The organism is Coriobacteriia bacterium (genome assembly GCA_034370385.1).
GTDB lineage: Bacteria > Actinomycetota > Coriobacteriia > Anaerosomatales > PHET01 > JAXMKZ01.
On sequence record JAXMKZ010000051.1, the window covers coordinates 44,085 to 64,944 of the forward strand.

The window sequence follows — 20,860 nt, forward strand, 5'->3', positions numbered from 1 at the left end:
CATCTGTCTTGCTCCTGTTCGCCGTACGGAGTCCCCGTGTCACGAGGCACGGGTATACTCACCTCAGACACCCATCGGCTGGCAGCAACCGGCCGTGTGACCAAGGGGAGCACTCATGTTCGAGCGATTCACCGAGAAGGCGCGCCGCGTAGTTGTGTACGCGCAAGAAGAGGCGCGCATGTTGAACCAGAACTACATCGGCACCGAGCATCTCCTGCTCGGTCTTATTCGAGAGCAGGATGGCATCGCAGCCAAAGCGCTCGAGTCGCTGAACATCTCGCTTGAGGATGTCCACGCGCAAGTCGAGGACCTCATCGGGAGGGGGACCTTCGTGCCGACCGGGCACATCCCGTTCACGCCGCGCGCCAAGAAGGTCCTCGAGCTGTCGCTGCGCGAGGCGCTGCAGCTTGGTCACAACTACATCGGCACCGAGCACATCTTGCTCGGACTCATCCGAGAGGGCGAGGGTGTTGCCGCCCAGGTGCTTCTCAACCTGGGAGCCGACCTGGACAAGGTTCGATCCGCCGTCATTCAGCTGCTGTCCGGCCACTATGGCAAGCAGTCCGGGGAGCCGGGCGAGGAGCGTCACGGCGGCGGCGGGCAGTCGATGCTCGATGAGTTCGGGCGCAACCTGACCAAGCAGGCCCGCGAGGGCAAGCTCGATCCGGTCATCGGGCGGAGCAACGAGATCGACCGCGTGATGCAGATTCTCTCGCGTCGCACCAAGAACAACCCCGTGCTGATCGGGGAGCCGGGCGTCGGCAAGACCGCGGTGGCGGAGGGCCTGGCTCAGCGGATCTCGGCCGACGAGGTGCCCGAGACCATCAAGGACAAGCAGCTCTACACCCTTGACCTCGCGGCGCTGGTCGCGGGTTCCAAGTACCGGGGCGAGTTCGAGGATCGCCTCAAGAAGGTCATGAAGGAGATTCGCGAGCGAGGCGACATCATCCTGTTTGTCGATGAGATGCACACGCTTGTGGGCGCAGGTGCCGCAGAGGGTGCCATCGACGCCGCCAGCATCATCAAGCCCGCACTCGCGCGCGGGGAGCTGCAGACGATCGGGGCCACGACCCTTGATGAGTACCGCAAGTACGTGGAGAAAGACGCGGCGCTCGAGCGCCGGTTCCAGCCGATCCAGGTAGGGGAGCCGAGCGTCGAAGAGACCGTCCTGATCTTGAAGGGGCTGAGGGACCGCTACGAGGCACACCACAGGGTGTCGATCACCGACGACGCCATCGACGCCGCCGCGACCCTGGCAGATCGCTACATCGCCGACCGCTTCTTGCCGGACAAGGCCATCGACCTGATCGATGAGGCCGGCGCCAAGATGCGCATTCGCATGATGACCGCACCACCGGGCGTGAGAGAGATCGACGAGCGCTTGCGCAAGACGCGCGCCGAGAAGGAAGCCTCCATCGAAGCTCAGGAGTTCGAGAAGGCCGCCGCTTTGCGCGACACCGAGAAGCAGGTTCTCGCCGAGAAGCGCGCGATGGAGGAGGAGTGGCTCAAGCCGGAAGTACGGCGCGTGGTGGAGGTCACCGAGAAGGAGATCGCCGAAGTCGTCAGCATGTGGACCGGCGTGCCCGTCACATCGCTGACCGAAGAGGAGACTGAGAAGCTTCTCCGAATGGAGAACGTCGTTCACGAGCGAATCGTCGGTCAGGGCGAGGCCGTGACCGCCGTGAGCAAAGCCATTCGCCGCTCGCGTGCGGGTCTCAAGGATCCTCGGAGGCCCTCGGGATCATTCATCTTCCTGGGCCCCTCCGGCGTGGGCAAGACCGAGCTCGCCAAGGCCTTGGCCGAGTTCCTGTTCGGCAGCGAGGAGTCGCTCATCTCGCTCGACATGAGCGAGTACATGGAGAAGCACACGGTATCCAGGCTGATCGGGTCGCCCCCGGGCTACGTCGGGTTCGACGACGGCGGGCAGCTCACTGAGCAGGTCCGGCGTCGCCCGTACAGCGTCATCCTGTTCGATGAGATCGAGAAGGCGCACCCGGATGTGTTCAACGTCCTGCTTCAGATTCTGGAGGAGGGCAGGTTGACCGACGCTCAGGGGCGCAAAGTCAACTTCAAGCACGCCATCGTGATCATGACGAGCAACATCGGCGCGCGCGATATCGTCAAGAACACGTCCTTGGGCTTCGCGCCGAAGACGTCTGAGGGGCTCGCGTATGAGGATCTCAAGCGCCGCGTGACGAGCGAGCTCAAAACGGTGTTCAAGCCGGAGTTCCTGAACCGTGTCGATGAGGTGATCGTGTTTCATGACCTGTCGCGCGAAGAGATCGAGCAGATCGTCGACCTGATGGTCTCACGCACCCGCGATCAGCTCATGCTCCATGGGATGAGCATCGTCTTGGGAGATGACGCCCGGTCTCACCTGGCGCAAGAAGGGTTTGACTCCGCACTCGGCGCACGGCCGCTTCGCCGCGCGATTCAGCGCTCGATCGAGGACCCGTTGTCCGAACAGATCCTCGCGGGTCAATGGAGCAGCGGCGACATGATCGAGACCTACGTCGATGACGAAGGTGTGATCGCGTTCCGCAAGGGCGAGGGGGTGGTGACAGCTCCCGTCCGCCGTCATCCAGAGGACGCGGCAGGTTCGCGGCCTGTCACCTCGTCGAAGCCCCGGGCGCGCGGTCGCGGTGGCAAGAGCGCCGGCGGCGCCTCAGGCGCGTAGTCCGTGGCCAAGGCGCGGACGACGTGGCGATGCCAGACCTGCGGTGCCAGTGCTCCCCGCTGGATCGGGCGCTGCGGTGATTGCGGCGACTACGGTACGTTCGTCGAGGAGATAGAGCGCGCTGCGGGAGGACCCCCGGCTTCGCGAGCGCGGGCAAGCCAGGTACACCTCGATGAGGTCGGCGCCGCCGATGTAGCTCGCGTCTCGACCGGAGTACCCGAGCTTGACCTTGTGCTTGGCGGTGGGCTCGTACCCGGATCGCTTGTGCTGCTGGGTGGCGAGCCGGGAATCGGCAAGTCGACCCTGCTCCTGCAGGTGGCCGACTCCCTGGGACGCCAAGGATCGCACGTGCTCTACGTGTGCGGGGAGGAGTCTCCGCAGCAGGTCGGACTCAGAGCCAAACGTCTTGGTGCCACGTCCCATAACGTGGTTCTGCTCCCGGAACTCGATGTGACCGCTGTCGAGGAGCACGTCAGATCGTCTCATCCCGACATCCTTGTCCTGGACTCGATTCAGACGGCGTTCGACCCCGAGCTCGCCGGTGCCCCCGGCAGCGTCGGACAGGTGCGGGCGTGCACGGCACGGCTGACCAGGATCGCGAAGGACCTTGGCGTCACGACGCTGATCGTCGGGCATGTGACCAAGGACGGGGCGATAGCCGGCCCCCGCGTGCTCGAGCATATGGTGGACGCGGTTTTGTACTTCGAGGGCGATCGCGATCATGCCTTCCGAGTGGTCCGAGCTGTGAAGAACCGCTTCGGGTCGGCAAGCGAGGTAGGGGTGTTCGAGATGACTCAGGACGGCCTGCTCGGGGTGGGTTCGCCGTCGGCGGCGCTTCTGGCTGAGCGATCGGAGGCCACACCCGGGTCGGCGGTCATGGTCACCGTGGAAGGATCTCGTCCCTTGCTGGTCGAGGTACAGGCGCTCGTCACCTCGAGCTACCTGCCGGCCCCGCGGCGACTGGCTACGGGTATCGAGACGGCGCGGCTTCTCCAGGTCATCGCAGTGCTCGAGAGGCGCGCAGGCGTCTCCTTCGCGGGACTGGATGTTCTGGTCAGCGTCGCTGGTGGTCTGCGGGTGGGCGAGCCGGCGGTGGACCTGCCGCTTGCGCTGGCCCTTGCATCAGCGGCTCGGGATACCGTTGTGCCGACCGCCCTCGCCGCGTTCGGCGAGATCGGCCTCACGGGGCATGTGCGACCGGTTCCGCACGCAGCAGCTCGCGTGAAGGAGGCCGCGCGCTTTGGCTTCGAGACGGTGGTGGGAGCCGTGCCTACCACCGGTGGCGTGACCGGCATGCGTGGCGTCGACACGGTAGGTGAGGCACTCGGTCTACTCGCCTGAGTTCCGTTGAGGCGGCTTCTCTGGCAGAATCCAAGCAAGCCACACAACCAAGGGAGCCGGCTGTGACCGACGAGAGAGTCCTCCAAGAGATCATGCGAACCGAGCTTCGCAAGGTCGCACCGGGCACTCGGCTTCGCGAGGCGCTCGACATGATCATCTCCGCGCGCATGGGTGCCCTCGTGGTGGTGGGCGACGCCGATGAGGTCGAGCCGCTGTGCAATGACGGCTTTGTGTTGAACGTCACCTTCACGCCCCAACGTCTGTTCGAGCTGTCCAAGATGGACGGTGCAATCGTGCTCGACGCGGAGTGTGACCACATCGTGCGCGCCAACACCCATCTCGTGCCCGACCCGGCCCTGCTCACCTGCGAGACCGGGATGCGGCATCGAACGGCCGAGCGCTTGAGCCGACAGTCGAACGCGCTCGCGATAGCGATCTCGGGCAGGCGCAACACGGTCAGCCTGTACCTGCTCGGTCGCCGGATACAACTCGAGGACATCGAGGTCCTGCTTGCCAAAGCCAATCAGGCGATTCAGACGCTCCAGAACTACCGCCAGCGGCTCGACGAGATGCTCGAACGCCTCACACTGCTTGAGTTCGAGGATCTCGTCACGCTCGGAGACATCACCGAAGTCGTGAGCAGGTTCGAGATGCTGTTGCGCGTGTCACGCGAGGTGTCTCGCTACATCATCCAGCTGGGCACGGAGGGCAGGCTCGTGCGGATGCAGTCCGACGAGTTCACATCGGGGGTGATGGAGCAGTACACCCTCGTGCTTCGCGACTATTCCGACTCACCGCGTACCCGACGTGTGAACTCGATTCGTGACCGCCTCGCGGGACTGCCTTCGGAGCGACTGCTCGAGCCGGAGGTCATCGCTCACGAACTCGGGCTGACCTCCGCAGAGCAGGCGGAGCAGCATCTGCGCTCGCGCGGGCACCGTGCGCTCGCCCAGATACCGATGCTTCCCGGCACCGTCGTGGGCCGGATTGTCGAGAGGTTCGGGACGTTGCCCGCCATCGTGCGCGCGTCGACCGCGGAACTCGACGCGGTGGACGGCGTGGGCGAGCGTCGTGCTCGTTCGATTGCGAACGGTCTGGCGCGGGTCAAGGCGCACGTCTCCGTGTAGCGGCAGCATGCGGGTCCGAAGCTGTCAGGTGTGCTACCATCCCCACCAACGGGGGCCCTTGGGGGGCAGATTCGGTAAGGAGGTGAGGGCGAGGCGGCGCTGAGGCCGTTCACGCCACAACCATGATTGAGGCAATCACGCGCTTCGTACTTGTCGCGGCGGGATTGCTCGGCGGGTACGCCATCACGCAGTCGTTCAACTGGCAAGCGGAGCTCGGACTCGACCCCAATTACGTCATCTTTCTCTTCGTCATTCTGGGGGGCGCGAGCGGGTTCGTTCTCGGCGGGATCGTCGGGCGCGAGTTGGACACGGCATGGGGGCGTCTCGAGGCTAGGCTCGGCGAGGTCGCTCTCGCGGAGCTCATCCTCGGTACCGTCGGGCTGATCGTCGGACTGACCATAGCGTTCTTCGCGGCGCAGCCGCTGCGGCTTCTTGAGCCCGTGTGGCTTGCGATTGCGGTGACAGCATTACTCTCCATCGTCGCCGGATACCTGGGAATCAGTCTGGCGATGACCCGCCGCAAGGAGTTCGGGGCGCTGTTTCCCCGGTTCGCATCGACCGCTTCCGAGACCTCTTCGGCCATGCTCGCTCTGGACACGAGCACCGTGATCGATGGCCGGTTCCCGGAGATGCGCGAACTCGGATTCCTCACGGGGGAACTCCGCGTGCCGCGCTTCGTTCTGGCCGAGCTACAGACACTCGCTGACTCAGCGGACGACGGGCGTCGCTCGCGTGGTCGCCGCGGGCTCGATCTGCTGGTCACGCTCCCCGCCGAGCGCGCCGTTTCGGTGTTGGAGGTCGACTACTCTGACCTTGCGGGGGTGGACGAGAAGTTGATGAGACTGGCGACCGAATCGGGAGCGACGATCGTCACCGTCGATCACAATCTGTCCCAGGTCGCCCGTGTTCGCGGGATTCGGGTGCTGAATCTCAACGAGGCTGCAGCCGCTCTGCGCCCGACTTTCCTGCCCGGAGACGGTTTGAGGCTCCGCGTGGCGAAGGCCGGCAAGGAAGCGGGGCAGGGTGTCGGCTATCTTGAGGACGGCACGATGGTGGTCGTCCATGATGGACAGCCGCTCATCGGCCAAGACGCTCTCTTAGAGGTCACCTCTGTGCTGCAGACCGCGGGCGGTCGGATGATCTTCGCCCGACCCACAGAGCCTGTTGACCCTCAGGGGCATCCTGAGTGAGCGCGCCAACCGCAGGCGCCATAGTCGTGGCCGGTGGGGCCGGCGAGCGTCTGGGCCGCCCCGGAGGCAAGCAGCTGGCAGAGCTCGCGGGGCGGCCGGTTCTCGCATGGGCAGTCGAGTCACTCGACGCCTCGCCGGCGATCGGGTTCATCGTCATCGTGTGCCACCCGGAGCGGGTCGATACGTATCGCCTCGCGGTGGAGGCAGCCATCAGGATCGACAAGCCTCACGTGTTCGTCGCCGGCGGAGATACGCGTCAGGCCTCTGTGGCGGCGGGGCTCGCGCAGATCCCATCCCCGATCGAGATCGTCGTTGTGCACGATGGGGCGCGTCCGATCGTGTCGCCGGACCTGTTCTCCGATGCGATCGCAAAGCTGCGATCGGTGACGGCAGACGGCCTTGTCGTGGGGTATCCGAGTGCTGATACGATCAAGCAGGTCGATGGCGACGTGGTGATCGGGACTCCGGACAGGGCACGACTGTGGGCGGTTCAGACCCCGCAGGTCTTTCGGGCAGAAAGCCTGCGTCGCGCGCATCGCGCTGCGGCCAGTAGCGGGTACACCGGAACGGATGACGCTTCGCTGGTGGAGCACGATGGCGGCACGGTCATCGTGTTTCAGGGTCCCCGCGACAACCTGAAGGTGACCGTGACCGATGACCTGGCACTCGCCGAGGCGCTCATGGCGCTCAGGCACGAGGGGGAGCAGTGAGACTTCGAATCGGTCTAGGGTACGACGTTCATGCGTTCGCGGCTGGGCGCAGACTCGTGCTGGGGGGCGTCGAGATCGCTCATGATCGAGGCCTTGCCGGGCACTCGGACGCGGATGTTGTCGCCCACGCAGTGGCTGACGGGCTGCTCGGCGCACTGCGGGAGGGCGACATCGGGCAGCACTTCCCCGACACCGACCCGGCGTGGGCGGATGCAGACTCGCTGGGGTTGCTCGGCACCGTGGCCGATCTGGTGCGAAGCAGGGGCTTTGAGGTGCTTGATGTGGACTGTGTCGTGATAGCCGAGCAGCCCAAGATCGCTCCGTACCGGGATGCTATGCGTTCGAATCTGGCCCGGGCGATGGGGGTTGGTGTGGACTGCGTCGGTGTCAAAGCCACCACGACGGAGGGCCTCGGGTTCGAAGGCCGCGGCGAAGGGATCGGCGTGCAGGCGGTTGTCCTGATCCAAGCGAGCAGCTAGAGCCGGGTTGCCCCCTGCGGCCGGGTGATAGACTGTGTGCGCTACGCTGGGAAGCGCTCGTGCGAACGGGCCTCGACCGAAGACCGGGGAGCATGTTCGGGCGCATCAGAGAAGATATCCGTGCCGTCAAGGAGCGCGATCCTGCTGCTACCTCGACCGTGTCGGTCCTCGTCAACTACCCCGGCCTGCATGCGCTGTGGTCCCATCGCGTCAATCACTGGTTGTGGAACCGTGGGCGCCACGGCGTCGCACGCTTCCTGTCGCAGGTGACACGGTGGTTCACGGGAGTGGAGATCCATCCGGGAGCCTCCATCGGCGAGCGCTTCTTCATCGACCACGGCATGGGCGTTGTGATCGGGGAGACGACGGTCATCGGCGATGATGTGACGCTGTACCAGGGCGTCACCCTCGGCGGAACGGGCAAGGAAGCGGGCAAGCGGCACCCGACACTGGATGACTGTGTCGTCGTGGGCGTCGGCTCTGCGGTGCTGGGCAACATCACCGTGGGGCGCGGAAGCAAGGTCGGTGCAGGCGCTGTCGTGATCGAGGACGTGCCGCCCAACAGCACCGCAGTGGGCATCCCGGGGCGCGTTGTCGTGCGGGCCGGTGCGCGGGTCGAGGCCATCGATCTGCATCATGAGGACCTGCCCGACCCCGTGATCGAGATGTTCACCACGCTCACGCGCCGTGTGGAACGGCTTGAGCGGGGCTTGTCACGCGATGAAGGACTGTCGGAGGAACGCGGGGAACCCACCGGCGCCAACGAGACGAACAGTGTCGACTGAGCGGGCACTGCAGACGAATGAGAAGTCTGCGCCTGTGCGGCGCGGAGAGGAACGATCGATGCGCGTCTACAACACCATGACTCGTACGAAAGAGGAGTTCTGTCCGGTCAGGCCGGGTGAGGTGTCGATGTACGTCTGCGGCCCCACTGTCTACAACCACATCCACATCGGCAACGCGCGGACCTTCCTGTCGTTCGATGTGATCAGACGGTACCTGGAGTGGAAGGGCCTCAAGGTCACCTTCGTCCAGAACATCACTGATGTCGACGACAAGATCATCAACCGCGCCAACGAGGAGGGTCGCCCAGCCGCCGACGTGGCGCGCGAGTACACACACGCCTTCATCCAGGGTATGCGTGCTCTCGGCGTTGCCGACCCGACGGTGCGTCCGCTGTGCACGGAGACGATTCCGCAGATGATCGAGATGATCGAACGTCTCATCGCCCAGGGGAGTGCGTACGCCGTCGATGGCGACGTCTACTTCGCCGTACGCAGCTTTCCCGCCTACGGCAAGCTGTCCGGACGCGATATCGATGAGATGCATTCGGGCGCCCGGGTCGAGGTCGACGAGCGCAAGACCGACCCGCTCGACTTCGCGCTGTGGAAGTCCGCGAAGCCCGGCGAGCCGCACTGGCCCAGCCCGTGGGGTGACGGGCGCCCCGGGTGGCACATCGAGTGCAGCGTGATGAGTGAGGAGCAGCTCGGGCTTCCGTTCGACATTCACGGCGGCGGCGCCGATCTCATCTTCCCCCATCATGAGAACGAACTCGCCCAGTCAGAAGCGGCAACAGGCGCTCAGTTCGTCCGGTACTGGCTCCACGGCGGCATGCTCCAGGTGAACGCCGAGAAGATGAGCAAGTCACAGGGCAACTTCTTGCTCCTCAAAGAGGTGCTCGAGCGCTATGACCCGAACGTCGTTCGTCTCCTCATGCTCCAGACGCACTACCGCAGCCCGCTCGACTTCTCGGACTCGCGTCTCGACGACACGATTCACGCGTTCGACAGGCTTGCCAATATCGTTCGCAATCTTGGGTGGGCGCGTACGCTCGCGGCGACGGGGACCGGTGCACCGGCTGAGGTGTGTTCGGGACTCAAGCTTCACGTGGATACGGCTCGGCACAAGTTCGAGGTCGAGATGGACGACGACTTCAACACGGCGGCAGCACTCGCATCGGTATTCGAGCTTGCCAAGGCAGCCAACGTGTTTCTCTCCGAGTACCAAGTGGACCTGTGTGTCGAGGACAAGCTCGCCATCTCTGAAGCGGAAGCCACGGTGATCGAGCTGCTCGGGGTGCTGGGAATCCACGTGCCTGAGCCACGGGAGTGCTGCTACCCACCCGAGGTCGTGGATCTGGCTCGTGACCTTGCGGGGTACCAGGGCCAGGACGCCGAGGCGGCGATCGAGGCGCTGTTGAAGACTCGGACCGCTGCGCGCACTGAGCGCAACTGGGCACTGGCCGATGGCGTCCGCGATGGCCTTTCGAGATTGAACTTCTCCGTCGAGGACACGCCGCAGGGCGCGCGTGTCGTCTTCCACGGGTAGAGGCATGCACATCGAGGGCAAGCACGCCGTGCTCGAAGCCCTTCGTGCCGGCATGCCGCTTGAACGCATACTCGTGGCGGAGGGGGCCAAGCCTGACCGCGGAGTCGACGAGATCCGCAGACTGGCGAGCGCCGATGGCGTGCGGGTGGATGTGGTGGCTCGCAAGGAGCTCGATCGATTGAGCGAGCGAGGCGCACATCAGGGCATCGTCGCCGCCGCACGACCGTTCGACTACGCCTCACTCGACACGGTGATTCGGGAGTCGGCCGATGACCGGTGGTCACTCGTGATCGCGCTCGATCACATCACCGACCCAGGTAACCTCGGCGCGATCGCCCGTACGGCAGAGGTCATCGGCGCAGCGGCTGTTCTGGTGCCCGGCAGGCGTAGCGCGGGTGTGACACCAGCGGCCTGGAAAGCGGCTGCAGGAGCGCTCGCTCACGTGCCGCTTGTGCAAGAGACGAACCTCGTGCGATCGCTAGTCAGGCTCAAGGAGGCGGGCTACTGGGTGGCAGGCGCGTCCGAGTGCGCCGACCAGTCGGTATGGGACGCGGCACTTGAGGGCAGGATCGTCCTCGTGATGGGCTCAGAAGGCGAGGGGCTCTCACGACTGACGCGCGAGACGTGCGACTTTCTTGTCAGCCTCCCGCAGGCGGGAAAGATCGGGTCGCTCAATGTGGCCCAGGCGACCACTGCGATCGCGTACGAGTGGGTACGTCGGCGTGAGGCGGCCCGGTGAGTCAGGCCCGCCGACTTGTCGTGGACGGCTACAACGTCATCCGTTCGACGCCCCCCTATCGCGAGCTCGCGCTCCGCGACCTCGAAGCCGCACGTGCGGCACTCGTCGGCGATGTGGCTGCCTACGCTGGCGGCGACTGGGACGCGACGGTCGTGTTTGATGGGGGTGGAAACCCCCGCTCAGACGGCGAGCCGCATTCAATGTGGGGGGTGACGGTGCAGTTCTCACCTCATGGGGTGGACGCCGACGCCGTGATCGAGTCTCTCGCACGACGATGGCGAGAGAGCGGCGACTCGGTTGAAGTCGTCACGAGCGACGCACAGACCCAGTGGGCCGTGATGGGAGGCTCGGTCGTGAGGCGCTCGGCGACGGAGTTCGCAGGCGAGCTGAGGGTGGCCGAGAGCGAGTGGCGCGAACACACGCCGAACGGGATGACGAAGGTGCGCATCGAAGAGCGCATCGATCCTGACATCCGAGCCACCCTCGACCGATGGGCGCGCGGGGACGGCTAGGCATGCGTGGCGCGCGCAGGACGTGTTCATGCTAGCCCTGAAGTGCGCTTTTGCAGATCGCAGCAGTCGAATTCATTCATACTAAGACAGGCTTCTTCAACAATTGCGAAACCCATTGACCCGGGCCTTGGGCCAGGCATACGGTCACCTTGTTCGCTGTGTCCCGCGCCGTGCCGGCGGTGCCGTCCTTCCGAACATGTGGGCGATTAGGGAACATCGATACCGGGGGTGTCGCAGTGGACCTCACGAGGCGCGCCCTCGCGCACCGCGTTCCATGCGGTCGCGAGGGTGAAATCAGGCTCGTTCATGCAGCTCAGTCGGGGGATCAGGCCGCAGGCGGGGAGTTGGTGCGCCGCTACCGTGGCCTCATTCGGAGCAAGGCCAGATCCTATTTCCTGGTCGGCGCTGACCGCGACGACATCATTCAGGAAGGCATGATCGGCCTGTTCAAGGCCATTCGGGACTACGACGCGTCACGACAGGCGAGCTTCCACTCGTTCGCCGAGCTCTGCGTCACCCGGCAGATCATCACCGCCGTCAAGTCGGCGACTCGACGCAAGCACACCCCGCTCAACGGGTACGTATCTCTTTCTCGTCCGGCTACGGCCGACGAGGAAGGGGAGCGGATTCTGTCAGACATCATCGCAGCTCGCGATATCTGTGACCCGGCAGAGATCGTCGTCAACGCCTGGGAGTCGGACTTCATCCGAAAAGGAATCGTCGAGACGCTTTCGCCGTTCGAGCACTGCGTCTTGAGGCTGTATACCGGCGGGAGTTCCTACCAGGAGATTGCGGACGAACTCGGGCGCCACACGAAGGCGGTCGACAACGCGCTCCAGAGGATCAAGCGCAAGATGGAGACTCAGATCCAGCGCTGCCGGGCCTGCTGAGAGAGGCGAGGCTTGGCACGTCGGCGAATGCACAGGTACACTTCTGCGCGTTTGCTGGCGTGGCGCAATTGGCAGCGCACCTGATTTGTAATCAGGGGGTTGGGGGTTCGAGTCCCCCCGCCAGCTCCACCGCACAGAACTGGTGACCCGGGCGCCCGTCGTCCGGGTCACCGTTACTTCGGGCCCCTAGTCTGCCGACTCCTGGCGCCACAGGATCTCAGAGACCTGGACCGGTTTGGCGATGTTCTTCAGCTCGAACTCGCCAAGGGGCCGCGTGTCCACGGCGCCGGCGGCCTTGGACGCGACTTCAGCGGTTGCGTATGCCTGACCCCCGTCTGCCAGGTTCATGACCCGGGCCGCCAGGTTCAGCGCAGCTCCGATGAAGGGTCGGCCGCCCTTGTCGAGCACGACCTCACCGTCAGCGACCCCGATACGCACCGTCATCTCTCGTTCACCTGGGTGGCTTGCGTTGTGCGCGTCCAGTGTCCGCTGCATCTCGACCGCGGACCGCAGCGCGCCGGCGGGCTCCGCGAACGCCGCGACGAGCCCGTCGCCTCCGGTGGACTTCCCGTGGCCGCCGTGCCGCTCGATGATCGGCAGCAGAAGGTCGCGGTGGCGCTGGATCGCTTTGGCCGTGAGAATGCTGCCGTCCTCTTCGGTCATCCGCGAGAAAGCCTTCATATCCGTGATCATCACGGTCTTCTGGGTCGTGTGGTCCGTGGCGAGCTTATCCTCGGCCGTCGAAATGAGGCGCAGAAGCTCATCGACGTCAGCGTCTTCCGCGGCCATCGTCGTGGGTCCGCCCGCAGCGGAATGCGCTTGAGCCACCACCTCGAGGGGGAAGTAACGGTCCCATGCCCAGGCGAACCCGACGGCGAGGAAGAGCGAGCTGGCCAAGGGGAGAGCAATCGCGCTGAGGCCGGCCGCAGGGCCGAGCACCAGAAGCGAGCCGACGGCCGGCACAGCGACTCCTGCGGCGCCCGCCGTCGCTGACAAGAGCGGACTCCTCCGGTGTCTCGCCGTCTTGGCTATCACTCCTGCTGCGACAGCGCCGGCCGCCCACAGTACCGGCTGAAGTGCGAGCATCGCGGGGAGAGCCGCGGCACCGAACGCCTCAGAGAAACGATCGATGGCGGCGTTGTCGAGACCGGCGAAACTATCCTTGAGCCACGCCACGCCGAAGTAGGACTGCGGCAGGTTCTCACGTGCGAAGTCAAGAAGCTGCGTCGCTTCAGACCCTCCGGTGACCAGTCCGAAGAGCCGCTCGCGTCCCAGCATCAGCCCGATGACCTGAGCAGCGACGCAGGCGATGCCGGCCGCGAGCGCACCTTCACTGGCGCCAAGGACGCATCCCGCGATCGCGGGCACGACCCAGACCGGCCCGGCAAACGCGCCGATGACACCGGTGGCGATCAGCAGGGCGGCCCGCCCTCCGTCAGCACCAAGGTAGCGGATGCTGACCACTCCCACCGTGAGAAAGATGATGCCGACGATCGGGTTGGCGGCGGTGAGGGGGAGCGAGACGGCGATCACCAAGGTGAGGACACCCAAGTCGGCGGCGGCCAGCGTGAGCAGTCCCGCTGCCAGCGCGAGCGCGACCACACCCCACAGGGGCTGGAACTGCGTGCCAAGCAGTGCCGCGAGCGTCGCGCCCGCCAAACCGAAGGCGGCCGCCCATCGCAGGAATCGACTGTTCTTACGCGCAACCCTCTGTGCCACAGCGCCTCCCCATCGATAGTGACATCCAATCGTCACCGTTGACCATTCTGACGCATCCGCAGGCCGCGCGTCTGCGCTAAACTCAACGTTGTTGCTACGTGTTCCACGTTCGATCGATGAGTATGAGGGGGCCCGCCATGGGGCACGAGGAGTTCTTGGCACGCGTTCCGATCTTCGGCAACTGCACGGCTACTGAGATCGGCGCCATCACGGCGGTGGCTCAGGACAGCTACTTCTCTCCCGGACAGATCATCGTCACTCAGGGGACTCCCGGGCAGGCGTTCTATCTCATTTTGTCGGGACGCGTGGAGATTCTGCGGGATGGCAAGTCCTTGGGCGCCTTCAGCCAAGGCGATTTCTTCGGCGAGATGTCGTTGCTGGACCAGGCGCCTCGTTCCGCTACCATCAGGGCGATCGAGGAAACCCAGTGCCTCATGCTGTCGAGTTGGGATTTCAAGGCGCTTCTCGAGAAGTACCCGTCCATCGCGATCAAGCTCCTTGAGGTGCTCAGTCGTCGGTTGAGAGTCGCTGACGAACGTCTCGGTCGCTGATGCGAGCCTCCCTAATCGAAAGGACCGGTCCCGAATGAACGGTGCCCAACTGCTGCAGCGCGTCTCGGAGCGAGTGCTGGTTCGTTGGCTTACGAGCCAAGGCCGACTCGATGTTCACTTGACGGGCGGACTGGAATCGCTCGGTGGACGAGCGGTCGACCTGACCTACGCCTGGCAGGGCGGGCAGCAGCGGATCAAGGTCAAGGCAGACCCGTACTTCGGCACCGACGCTCGCAAGATCGCTGATCGCGGGCTCACCTTCTACCGCGGCGACGCATCGGCGTTCGCCTTCGAGGCGGTGGCCAACGCGGCCACCCGCGAACCGGGCTGGATGTTCGAGACCACGGCCAACGAGATCTACTACCACTATCTCGCGATCAATCAGCCCGAGGAAGAAGTCGCGGCTCTCTTGAACGAGCCGGACGAGGTGTTCTTTGCCGAGCTGGCTGTGGAGCGCGATGAGCTGGTCATCCTGCCCGTCAAAGAGACGCGCAGATGGTTCGAAACGAACTACGAGCAGTACACCCCACGACCGGTGATGAGTACCGGGGTGTCAGCGTGGTACCGGCTCGTGCCTCGCGTCGAAATCGAGCGGGCTGTCCCCGGGATTCGCAACGTTGGACCGGTGTTCGCGCGGCTGATGCGCTAGGGTGCAGGGCTGTCGACGCCGTCGCTTTCGTGTGGGCCAATGGACACGCCCGGCACCGTGTTAGGCGTTGACACGGGTTTCGGCGATGGAGTAGCATTCCCTCTGCTCTTGCCCTGCCGGGGGGCTCATTCTCGGCGTGCAACTTGAAAAGCGTACACAGGTTCTACTCATGCTCAACATGGGGGTGTGCCCGAGTGGCTAAAGGGGACGGGCTGTAAACCCGTTGGCTACGCCTACGATGGTTCGAATCCATCCGCCCCCACCATGCGCTTGACGCGCGCCGGAGTCCGATTGCGACGATCGGCCGCGCTACCCGCCCACATAGCTCAGTCGGCAGAGCACTTCCTTGGTAAGGAAGAGGTCACCGGTTCAAGTCCGGTTGTGGGCTCCACAGACTCGATGTCCGTCGAGACGATTCGCGGACATCTTGAACAAGGCGGTGTAGCTCAGCTGGTTTAGAGCACACGGTTCATACCCGTGGAGTCGCTGGTTCGAGTCCAGCCACCGCTACCAAGGCACCGCGCGCCGTACTCTGGCGCTGTTCACAGGTTCGAAGCACAGGGACGTGGAGAAGACACGCCCGCACGTACGAGCAGGAATCATCAGTCAGGCCGCGCGCCGCGCGGTCGCACGATGAGGTCCCCGAAGGAGGAGACTCATGGCGAAGCAGAAGTTCGAGCGCACTAAGCCGCATGTCAACATCGGTACCATCGGTCACGTTGACCACGGCAAGACCACGCTGACCGCGGCAATCACGAAGCGCCAGGCCGAGAAGGGCTTCGCGGACTTCACGCCGTTCGATCAGATCGACAAGGCCCCCGAAGAGCGCGAGCGCGGCATCACGATCGCCATCGCGCACGTCGAGTACCAGACCGAGAATCGTCACTACGCCCACGTTGACTGCCCGGGTCACGCGGACTACGTCAAGAACATGATCACGGGTGCAGCGCAGATGGACGGCGCCATCCTCGTCATCGCCGCCACCGACGGCCCCATGGCGCAGACCCGTGAGCACATCCTGCTCGCCCGCCAGGTCGGCGTTCCCTACATCGTCGTCTACCTCAACAAGTGCGACATGGTCGACGATCCCGAGCTCATCGAGCTCGTCGAGATGGAAGTCCGTGAGCTTCTCAGCGAGTACGAGTTCCCGGGCGACGACACCCCGATCATCCAGGGTTCGGCTCTCAAGTCGCTTGAGGGCGATGAGGCATGGGTCGGCGGAATCGACGAGCTCATGGCCGCAGTCGACTCCTACATCCCGATGCCGGTTCGTGAGATCGACAAGCCGTTCCTCATGGCCATCGAGGACGTCTTCACCATCACCGGTCGCGGTACCGTGGCCACCGGTCGTGTCGAGCGCGGCGTCGTGCATGTGGGCGACGAGATCGAGATCGTCGGCATTCACGACGAGACCAAGAAGACGGTCGTCACCGGTGTCGAGATGTTCCGCAAGCTGCTCGACGAGGCGCAGGCCGGCGACAACATCGGCGTTCTGCTCCGCGGCATCGCCCGCACCGAGATCGAGCGCGGTCAGGTCCTGTGCAAGCCGGGCTCGGTCACGCCGCACACCGAGTTCATGGGCCAGGTCTACATCCTCACCAAGGAGGAGGGCGGCCGTCACACCCCGTTCTTCGACGGCTACCGCCCGCAGTTCTACTTCCGGACCACCGACGTGACCGGCGTCGCCCACCTTCCCGAGGGCACCGAGATGGTCATGCCCGGCGACAACGTCGTGGTGCGCGGCGAGCTCATCAACCCGATCGCCATGGAGGACGGCCTCCGCTTCGCTATTCGTGAGGGCGGCCGCACCGTCGGTTCGGGTCGAGTCATCGAGATCCTCAAGTAGAGCCTGCACGCTTGCGAATTCGGCGGGGTCCGGCCATGCGGTCGGGCCCCGTTTCGCCGCCGCTTGTGGGCGGTGGTCATGTTTGACACTGCTGAAAAACGGGTGCTACAGTACCCTACCGCGCCTGCGCCCTGACGGCGGGAGCGCGGTCCCCTGAGGAGGACCCATGCGAACGCTGGTCACCCTGGCGTGCACCGAGTGCAAGCGCCGGAACTACACGACCAACAAGAACAAGCAGAATAACCCCGAGCGCATCGAGTTCAAGAAGTACTGCAAGTGGTGTAAGACCCACACGGTGCACAAGGAGACCCGCTAGTCGTTTGTGGCACGTTGACGAAGGCCAGTAGCTCCAATTGGTAGAGCGCCGGTCTCCAAAACCGGATGTTGGGGGTTCGAGTCCCTCCTGGCCTGCCAGACCACTTCCGCGTCGCGGCCGCTTGCCGCGACGTTTGCTGCGTGAAGCACGAGCTCGTGCCGTCACCCTGAACGGATTGATGAGGACATGGCGAAGACGATCGATGCCGAACTGAAGACCAAGCCGGGCAAGCCGGCGAAGGCTAAGTCCCCTAAGGCCGACAAGCCGAACCTGTTCGCGCGACTGGCGCAGTACCTGCGCGACGTGCGCTCCGAGATGAAGCGCGTCGTGTGGCCCGATCGTCCCGAGGTCATCAACTCAAGCCTCGTCGTGGTCGTGACGCTGCTGTTCTTCGTCGCGTTCACCTTCATCCTCGACAGCATCGTGGTGCAGGTGCTCGACGTGATCTCGAACATCGGCGGCTGACGCAGATGGCAAAGCGCTGGTACGTCATCCACACGTACTCCGGGTACGAGAACAAGGTTCGCACGAACCTGCTCCACCGCATCGAGTCCATGGGCATGCAGGAGAAGATCTTCGATGTGAAGATCCCGACGGAGACCGTCACCGACCTCAAGGAGGACGGCCGGCGGGTCACTTCCGAGAAGAAGGTGTTTCCCGGCTACATCCTGGTGCAGATGGAGTTGGACGACGAGTCCTGGTACGTCGTGCGCAACACGCCCGGAGTCACCGGTTTCGTCGGCAGCCAGGGCAAGCCGGTGCCGCTCAACCGGGATGAGTTCAACCGGATCATGAAGCGGACCCAAGCGGGTCCGAAAGCCAAGACGACCACCGAGTTCACCGAGGGAATGAACGTCAAGGTGACGTCTGGCCCCTTCGCCGAGTTCGATGGAACCATCGCCGAGGTCAATCTCGATCGCTCCACCCTCAAGGTCATGGTCACGATCTTCGGGCGCGAGACGCCCGTGGAGCTCGAGTTCGGGCAGGTCGCCCGGCACTGATAGAGGAAACGATCGGTCTTCATACAGCCGTGCCGGGGTGAACCGGGGCTTCTCACGGCGGACCGTGACGATACGAGGAACGAAACGGACCAGCGGCCCGAAAGCCGCGTGAGACGACAGGGATGTGTCAGCCAAAGATGGCCAAGAAGGTTGCAGGCTACATCAAGCTCCAGATCCCGGGCGGTCAGGCAAACCCGGCACCTCCGGTTGGCCCTGCGCTCGGTCAGCATCAGGTCAACATCATGCAGTTCTGCCAAGCGTTCAACGCGGACACGCAGGACCGTCAGGGCATCGTGTTGCCCGTTGAGATCACGGTCTACGAGGACCGTAGCATCACGTACATCATCAAGAAGCCGCCCGCGGCGGTTCTGTTGAAGATGGCTGCGGGCATCGAGAGCGGCTCGGGTACGCCGAACCGCACCAAAGTGGCTACCATCACAAGCGATCAGCTCCGCGAGATCGCTGAGACCAAGATGGACGACCTGAACGCGAACGATGTCGAGGCGGCCATGAAGGTCATCGCCGGCACCGCTCGCTCGATGGGCATCGAGATCGCCGGCTAGCCTCGGCAAGCTCGATATGAAGGTGCGACCACGATGGTCGTGCCGTGGGAGGGCAACCGCGAGTTGCCCGCTACGACCACAGGAGGTCAGGTAATGGCTAAGGCAGGAAAGAAGTATCGCGATTCGATCGCACGGATCGAGAAGCACCGCATCTATACGCCGCTCGAGGCCATGCGCCTTGTCAAGGAGAGCGCGAAAGCCAACTTCGACGAGAGCGTGGAAGTCCATTTCCGTCTCGGTGTCGATACGCGGCAGGCCGATCAGCAGGTCCGTGGCAGCATCTCTTTGCCGCACGGTACCGGCAAGGATGTCAGGGTTGCCGTGTTCGCCGAAGGCGACAAAGCCCGTGAGGCTGAGGCCGCCGGCGCCGACATCGTCGGCAGCGACGACCTCGTGGCCAAGATCGAGGGCGGCTTTTTCGATTTCGATGCCGCCGTGGCCACGCCGGACATGATGGGCAAGGTCGGTAAGCTGGGTAAGGCGCTTGGCCCCCGGGGTCTCATGCCCAACCCGAAGCTTGGCACCGTTACCATGAACGTCGGTCAGATAATCGGCGAGCTCAAGGCGGGGCGTGTCGAGTATCGCGCTGACAAGTTCGGCATCGCGCACGTGCCGGTGGGCAAGGCCTCCTTCGACGAGGCGAAGCTTGTCGAGAACTACGGCGCACTGCTCGAGGAGTTGGTGCGCGTGAAGCCTTCCTCGTCGAAGGGCAAGTACCTCAAGTCGATCACCGTAGCCTCCACGATGGGGCCCGGCGTGAAGGTCGACGGCACCATCCAGCGCAACCTGCTCGAGGGCTAGACGCCCCTGAGCGTGTGCGGTCGCTTGACAGCGGCAGGCGAGCACGCCAAAATGGCGCCTCGCGTTGAGAATCGAAGAGCGTTTCCATCCCGCTGCCGAAGACAGCCGGTGCCCGAAGAATCATCGTTCGGGCTCAAAGGGGTATTCGACCCCGCCTGCCGAGGTGGTCGCACACGAGCATGATGTAGCTATCGCTCGCGGCCTCCGATGCCTTCACGGCTCGGGGGCCGCGTTTTGTTTTCGGCTCGACATGCCGAAAACAGCGCGGCCCGACCGAAAGAGCGCCCGCAACCGCGGCGCTTGTCGGCCGGGTGTCGCGCTCATGGAAGGGAGGTGTGTGTATGCCCACTGCAAACAAGGAAGCTCGCGTCGTCGAGATCAAGGATCGCTTCGACAGCGCAGAGGCGGTCATCCTGATCGACTACCGCGGTCTTTCTGTACAGGAACTCGAGGACCTGCGTCGCAAGACCAGGGCCGCCGGCGGCGAGATCAAGGTCTACAAGAACTCGCTCACCGAGATCGCCATCCGTGAGCTGGCTCTGCCGAACATGGACGAGTACCTCGACGGACCGACGGCATTCGTGTTCATCGGCGCTGATCCGGTTGCGCCCGCCAAGGCGCTGAGCGTGTTCGCGAAGGCGCATCAGGCTCTCGAGCTCAAGGGAGGTCTGGTCGCTGGTCGGGTCGTCAGCGCCGCTGACGTCAAGGCGATTGCGCTGCTCCCGTCCCGCGAAGAGCTCATCGCCAAGCTTCTGGGTACGATGCAGAACCCGGTCCGCGGCACCGTCACGGTGCTTTCCGGACCAGCACGGGCGTTTGCGACCGTCTTGGACGCCATCGCCAAGCAGAAGGCCGCCTGACGAACGGGCGCCTGGTAACCCTGGTGGCGCAGCATCGTGCGAGCGCCGCGTGAAACGAAGAAGGAGTATGAAATGGCTGTAAGCAAGGATGAGATCATCGAAGCTCTGAAGGAGATGCCCGCTCTCGAACTGTCCGAGCTCGTGAAGGAGCTTGAGGAGATCTTCGGCGTGTCCGCCGCCGCTCCCGTCATGATGGGTGGCGCGATGCCCGCCGCCGGTGGCGAGGCCGCTGTCGAGGAAGAGAAGGACTCGTTCGACGTGGTCCTCGAGGGCTTCGGAGACAACAAGATCGCCGTCATCAAGGTCGTGCGTGAGCTCACCAGCCTGGGCCTGAAGGAGGCCAAGGACCTCGTCGAGGGTGCGCCGAAGGCCGTGGTCGAGGGTGCTGCGAAGGATAAGGCCGAAGAGGCCAAGACCAAGCTCGAGGATGCCGGCGCAGCCGTCAGCCTCAAGTAATCGTGCTGAACGGTCGGACCGCGCAGCCATTGCGCGGTCGGCCGAGAACGGACGGCCGGGACCCTGTGACGGGTCCCGGCCTTCCGCGTCTAGTCGATTGTGGGT

At 64.4% G+C, this 20,860-nt stretch carries 22 protein-coding genes and 5 tRNA genes; 26 read left to right on the forward strand and 1 reads right to left on the reverse strand.

Features of this window, described 5'->3' with window-relative positions:
• Positions 1 to 115 precede the first annotated feature (115 nt).
• The 12 genes from U1E26_10155 to U1E26_10210 all read left to right on the forward strand — a co-directional run bounded on the left by U1E26_10155 (position 116) and on the right by U1E26_10210 (position 12,122).
• The gene (locus U1E26_10155) at positions 116 to 2,677 is read left to right on the forward strand and encodes an ATP-dependent Clp protease ATP-binding subunit (protein ID MDZ4169998.1); all 2,562 of its coding nucleotides are present in this window, start codon (positions 116 to 118) and stop codon (positions 2,675 to 2,677) included.
• A gap of 3 nt (positions 2,678 to 2,680) precedes the next feature.
• Positions 2,681 to 4,018, forward strand: a complete 1,338-nt coding sequence (radA, locus tag U1E26_10160; GenBank protein ID MDZ4169999.1) for a DNA repair protein RadA — start codon at positions 2,681 to 2,683, stop codon at positions 4,016 to 4,018.
• A gap of 62 nt (positions 4,019 to 4,080) precedes the next feature.
• Positions 4,081 to 5,145: a DNA integrity scanning diadenylate cyclase DisA gene (disA, locus tag U1E26_10165; protein ID MDZ4170000.1), complete on the forward strand. Its 1,065-nt coding sequence runs from the start codon at positions 4,081 to 4,083 to the stop codon at positions 5,143 to 5,145.
• 122 nt (positions 5,146 to 5,267) lie between these two features.
• A complete protein-coding gene (locus U1E26_10170; protein MDZ4170001.1) occupies positions 5,268 to 6,335 on the forward strand; it encodes a hypothetical protein in 1,068 nt (355 codons plus the stop codon).
• Complete coding sequence (gene ispD, locus U1E26_10175) at positions 6,332 to 7,045, forward strand: 2-C-methyl-D-erythritol 4-phosphate cytidylyltransferase (protein MDZ4170002.1); 714 nt, start codon at positions 6,332 to 6,334, stop codon at positions 7,043 to 7,045. Before U1E26_10170 ends, ispD begins: the two co-directional genes overlap by 4 nt.
• Entirely contained in the window at positions 7,042 to 7,524 is a 483-nt protein-coding gene (ispF, locus tag U1E26_10180) for a 2-C-methyl-D-erythritol 2,4-cyclodiphosphate synthase (GenBank protein ID MDZ4170003.1), read from the forward strand. The genes ispD and ispF overlap by 4 nt, the downstream gene beginning before the upstream one ends.
• Positions 7,525 to 7,556: 32 nt before the next feature.
• Positions 7,557 to 8,309 carry a serine O-acetyltransferase gene (cysE, locus tag U1E26_10185; GenBank protein MDZ4170004.1) on the forward strand — a complete coding sequence of 251 codons (753 nt, stop codon included), beginning with the start codon at positions 7,557 to 7,559 and terminating at the stop codon, positions 8,307 to 8,309.
• A 58-nt stretch (positions 8,310 to 8,367) separates the two neighbouring features.
• Positions 8,368 to 9,852 (forward strand): cysteine--tRNA ligase, encoded by a 1,485-nt coding sequence (gene cysS / locus U1E26_10190; protein ID MDZ4170005.1) that lies wholly within the window; start codon positions 8,368 to 8,370, stop codon positions 9,850 to 9,852.
• A gap of 4 nt (positions 9,853 to 9,856) precedes the next feature.
• Entirely contained in the window at positions 9,857 to 10,591 is a 735-nt protein-coding gene (rlmB, locus tag U1E26_10195; protein ID MDZ4170006.1) for a 23S rRNA (guanosine(2251)-2'-O)-methyltransferase RlmB, read from the forward strand.
• A complete protein-coding gene (locus U1E26_10200) occupies positions 10,588 to 11,103 on the forward strand; it encodes an NYN domain-containing protein (GenBank protein ID MDZ4170007.1) in 516 nt (171 codons plus the stop codon). Before rlmB ends, U1E26_10200 begins: the two co-directional genes overlap by 4 nt.
• 236 nt (positions 11,104 to 11,339) lie before the next feature.
• Positions 11,340 to 11,993, forward strand: coding sequence for an RNA polymerase sporulation sigma factor SigH (gene sigH / locus U1E26_10205; protein ID MDZ4170008.1), 654 nt, complete (start codon positions 11,340 to 11,342; stop codon positions 11,991 to 11,993).
• 53 nt (positions 11,994 to 12,046) lie between these two features.
• Positions 12,047 to 12,122 (forward strand) — tRNA-Thr (locus U1E26_10210).
• Between the two features lie 57 nt (positions 12,123 to 12,179).
• On the opposite strand, the gene U1E26_10215 is transcribed toward U1E26_10210, so the two are convergent.
• Positions 12,180 to 13,712 (reverse strand): adenylate/guanylate cyclase domain-containing protein, encoded by a 1,533-nt coding sequence (locus U1E26_10215; protein ID MDZ4170009.1) that lies wholly within the window; start codon positions 13,710 to 13,712, stop codon positions 12,180 to 12,182.
• A gap of 137 nt (positions 13,713 to 13,849) precedes the next feature.
• On the opposite strand from U1E26_10215, the gene U1E26_10220 reads away from it, so the two are divergent.
• The 14 genes from U1E26_10220 to rplL all read left to right on the forward strand — a co-directional run bounded on the left by U1E26_10220 (position 13,850) and on the right by rplL (position 20,755).
• Entirely contained in the window at positions 13,850 to 14,263 is a 414-nt protein-coding gene (locus U1E26_10220) for a cyclic nucleotide-binding domain-containing protein (protein ID MDZ4170010.1), read from the forward strand.
• 34 nt (positions 14,264 to 14,297) lie between these two features.
• A complete protein-coding gene (locus U1E26_10225) occupies positions 14,298 to 14,912 on the forward strand; it encodes a hypothetical protein (GenBank protein MDZ4170011.1) in 615 nt (204 codons plus the stop codon).
• A 180-nt stretch (positions 14,913 to 15,092) separates the two neighbouring features.
• Positions 15,093 to 15,177, forward strand: a tRNA-Tyr gene (locus tag U1E26_10230).
• A gap of 50 nt (positions 15,178 to 15,227) precedes the next feature.
• Positions 15,228 to 15,303: transfer RNA gene (locus U1E26_10235), tRNA-Thr, on the forward strand.
• A gap of 44 nt (positions 15,304 to 15,347) precedes the next feature.
• Positions 15,348 to 15,425 (forward strand) — tRNA-Met (locus U1E26_10240).
• Positions 15,426 to 15,570: 145 nt separating this feature from the next.
• Positions 15,571 to 16,758 carry an elongation factor Tu gene (gene tuf / locus U1E26_10245; GenBank protein MDZ4170012.1) on the forward strand — a complete coding sequence of 396 codons (1,188 nt, stop codon included), beginning with the start codon at positions 15,571 to 15,573 and terminating at the stop codon, positions 16,756 to 16,758.
• Between the two features lie 166 nt (positions 16,759 to 16,924).
• Complete coding sequence (gene rpmG, locus U1E26_10250; protein ID MDZ4170013.1) at positions 16,925 to 17,074, forward strand: 50S ribosomal protein L33; 150 nt, start codon at positions 16,925 to 16,927, stop codon at positions 17,072 to 17,074.
• A 21-nt stretch (positions 17,075 to 17,095) separates the two neighbouring features.
• Positions 17,096 to 17,172: transfer RNA gene (locus tag U1E26_10255), tRNA-Trp, on the forward strand.
• An 88-nt stretch (positions 17,173 to 17,260) separates the two neighbouring features.
• Complete coding sequence (gene secE / locus U1E26_10260; protein ID MDZ4170014.1) at positions 17,261 to 17,539, forward strand: preprotein translocase subunit SecE; 279 nt, start codon at positions 17,261 to 17,263, stop codon at positions 17,537 to 17,539.
• Positions 17,540 to 17,544: 5 nt separating this feature from the next.
• Positions 17,545 to 18,075: a transcription termination/antitermination protein NusG gene (gene nusG, locus U1E26_10265; protein ID MDZ4170015.1), complete on the forward strand. Its 531-nt coding sequence runs from the start codon at positions 17,545 to 17,547 to the stop codon at positions 18,073 to 18,075.
• Positions 18,076 to 18,212: 137 nt separating this feature from the next.
• Positions 18,213 to 18,638, forward strand: coding sequence for a 50S ribosomal protein L11 (gene rplK / locus U1E26_10270; GenBank protein MDZ4170016.1), 426 nt, complete (start codon positions 18,213 to 18,215; stop codon positions 18,636 to 18,638).
• A gap of 93 nt (positions 18,639 to 18,731) precedes the next feature.
• Complete coding sequence (gene rplA, locus U1E26_10275; protein ID MDZ4170017.1) at positions 18,732 to 19,439, forward strand: 50S ribosomal protein L1; 708 nt, start codon at positions 18,732 to 18,734, stop codon at positions 19,437 to 19,439.
• A gap of 341 nt (positions 19,440 to 19,780) precedes the next feature.
• Entirely contained in the window at positions 19,781 to 20,299 is a 519-nt protein-coding gene (gene rplJ, locus U1E26_10280; GenBank protein MDZ4170018.1) for a 50S ribosomal protein L10, read from the forward strand.
• 72 nt (positions 20,300 to 20,371) lie between these two features.
• Positions 20,372 to 20,755 (forward strand): 50S ribosomal protein L7/L12, encoded by a 384-nt coding sequence (gene rplL, locus U1E26_10285; GenBank protein ID MDZ4170019.1) that lies wholly within the window; start codon positions 20,372 to 20,374, stop codon positions 20,753 to 20,755.
• Positions 20,756 to 20,860: the final 105 nt, after the last annotated feature.

Coding starts and splice junctions, on each gene's coding strand:
- U1E26_10170 (MDZ4170001.1), top strand. CDS start 5,268: ATGATTGAGGCAATCACGCGCTTCGTACTTGTCGCGGCGGGATTGCTC.
- rpmG (MDZ4170013.1), top strand. CDS start 16,925: ATGCGAACGCTGGTCACCCTGGCGTGCACCGAGTGCAAGCGCCGGAAC.
- rlmB (MDZ4170006.1), top strand. CDS start 9,857: ATGCACATCGAGGGCAAGCACGCCGTGCTCGAAGCCCTTCGTGCCGGC.
- rplL (MDZ4170019.1), top strand. CDS start 20,372: ATGGCTGTAAGCAAGGATGAGATCATCGAAGCTCTGAAGGAGATGCCC.
- rplK (MDZ4170016.1), top strand. CDS start 18,213: ATGGCCAAGAAGGTTGCAGGCTACATCAAGCTCCAGATCCCGGGCGGT.
- U1E26_10155 (MDZ4169998.1), top strand. CDS start 116: ATGTTCGAGCGATTCACCGAGAAGGCGCGCCGCGTAGTTGTGTACGCG.
- U1E26_10225 (MDZ4170011.1), top strand. CDS start 14,298: ATGAACGGTGCCCAACTGCTGCAGCGCGTCTCGGAGCGAGTGCTGGTT.
- nusG (MDZ4170015.1), top strand. CDS start 17,545: ATGGCAAAGCGCTGGTACGTCATCCACACGTACTCCGGGTACGAGAAC.
- rplA (MDZ4170017.1), top strand. CDS start 18,732: ATGGCTAAGGCAGGAAAGAAGTATCGCGATTCGATCGCACGGATCGAG.
- U1E26_10220 (MDZ4170010.1), top strand. CDS start 13,850: ATGGGGCACGAGGAGTTCTTGGCACGCGTTCCGATCTTCGGCAACTGC.
- secE (MDZ4170014.1), top strand. CDS start 17,261: ATGGCGAAGACGATCGATGCCGAACTGAAGACCAAGCCGGGCAAGCCG.
- tuf (MDZ4170012.1), top strand. CDS start 15,571: ATGGCGAAGCAGAAGTTCGAGCGCACTAAGCCGCATGTCAACATCGGT.
- rplJ (MDZ4170018.1), top strand. CDS start 19,781: ATGCCCACTGCAAACAAGGAAGCTCGCGTCGTCGAGATCAAGGATCGC.
- cysS (MDZ4170005.1), top strand. CDS start 8,368: ATGCGCGTCTACAACACCATGACTCGTACGAAAGAGGAGTTCTGTCCG.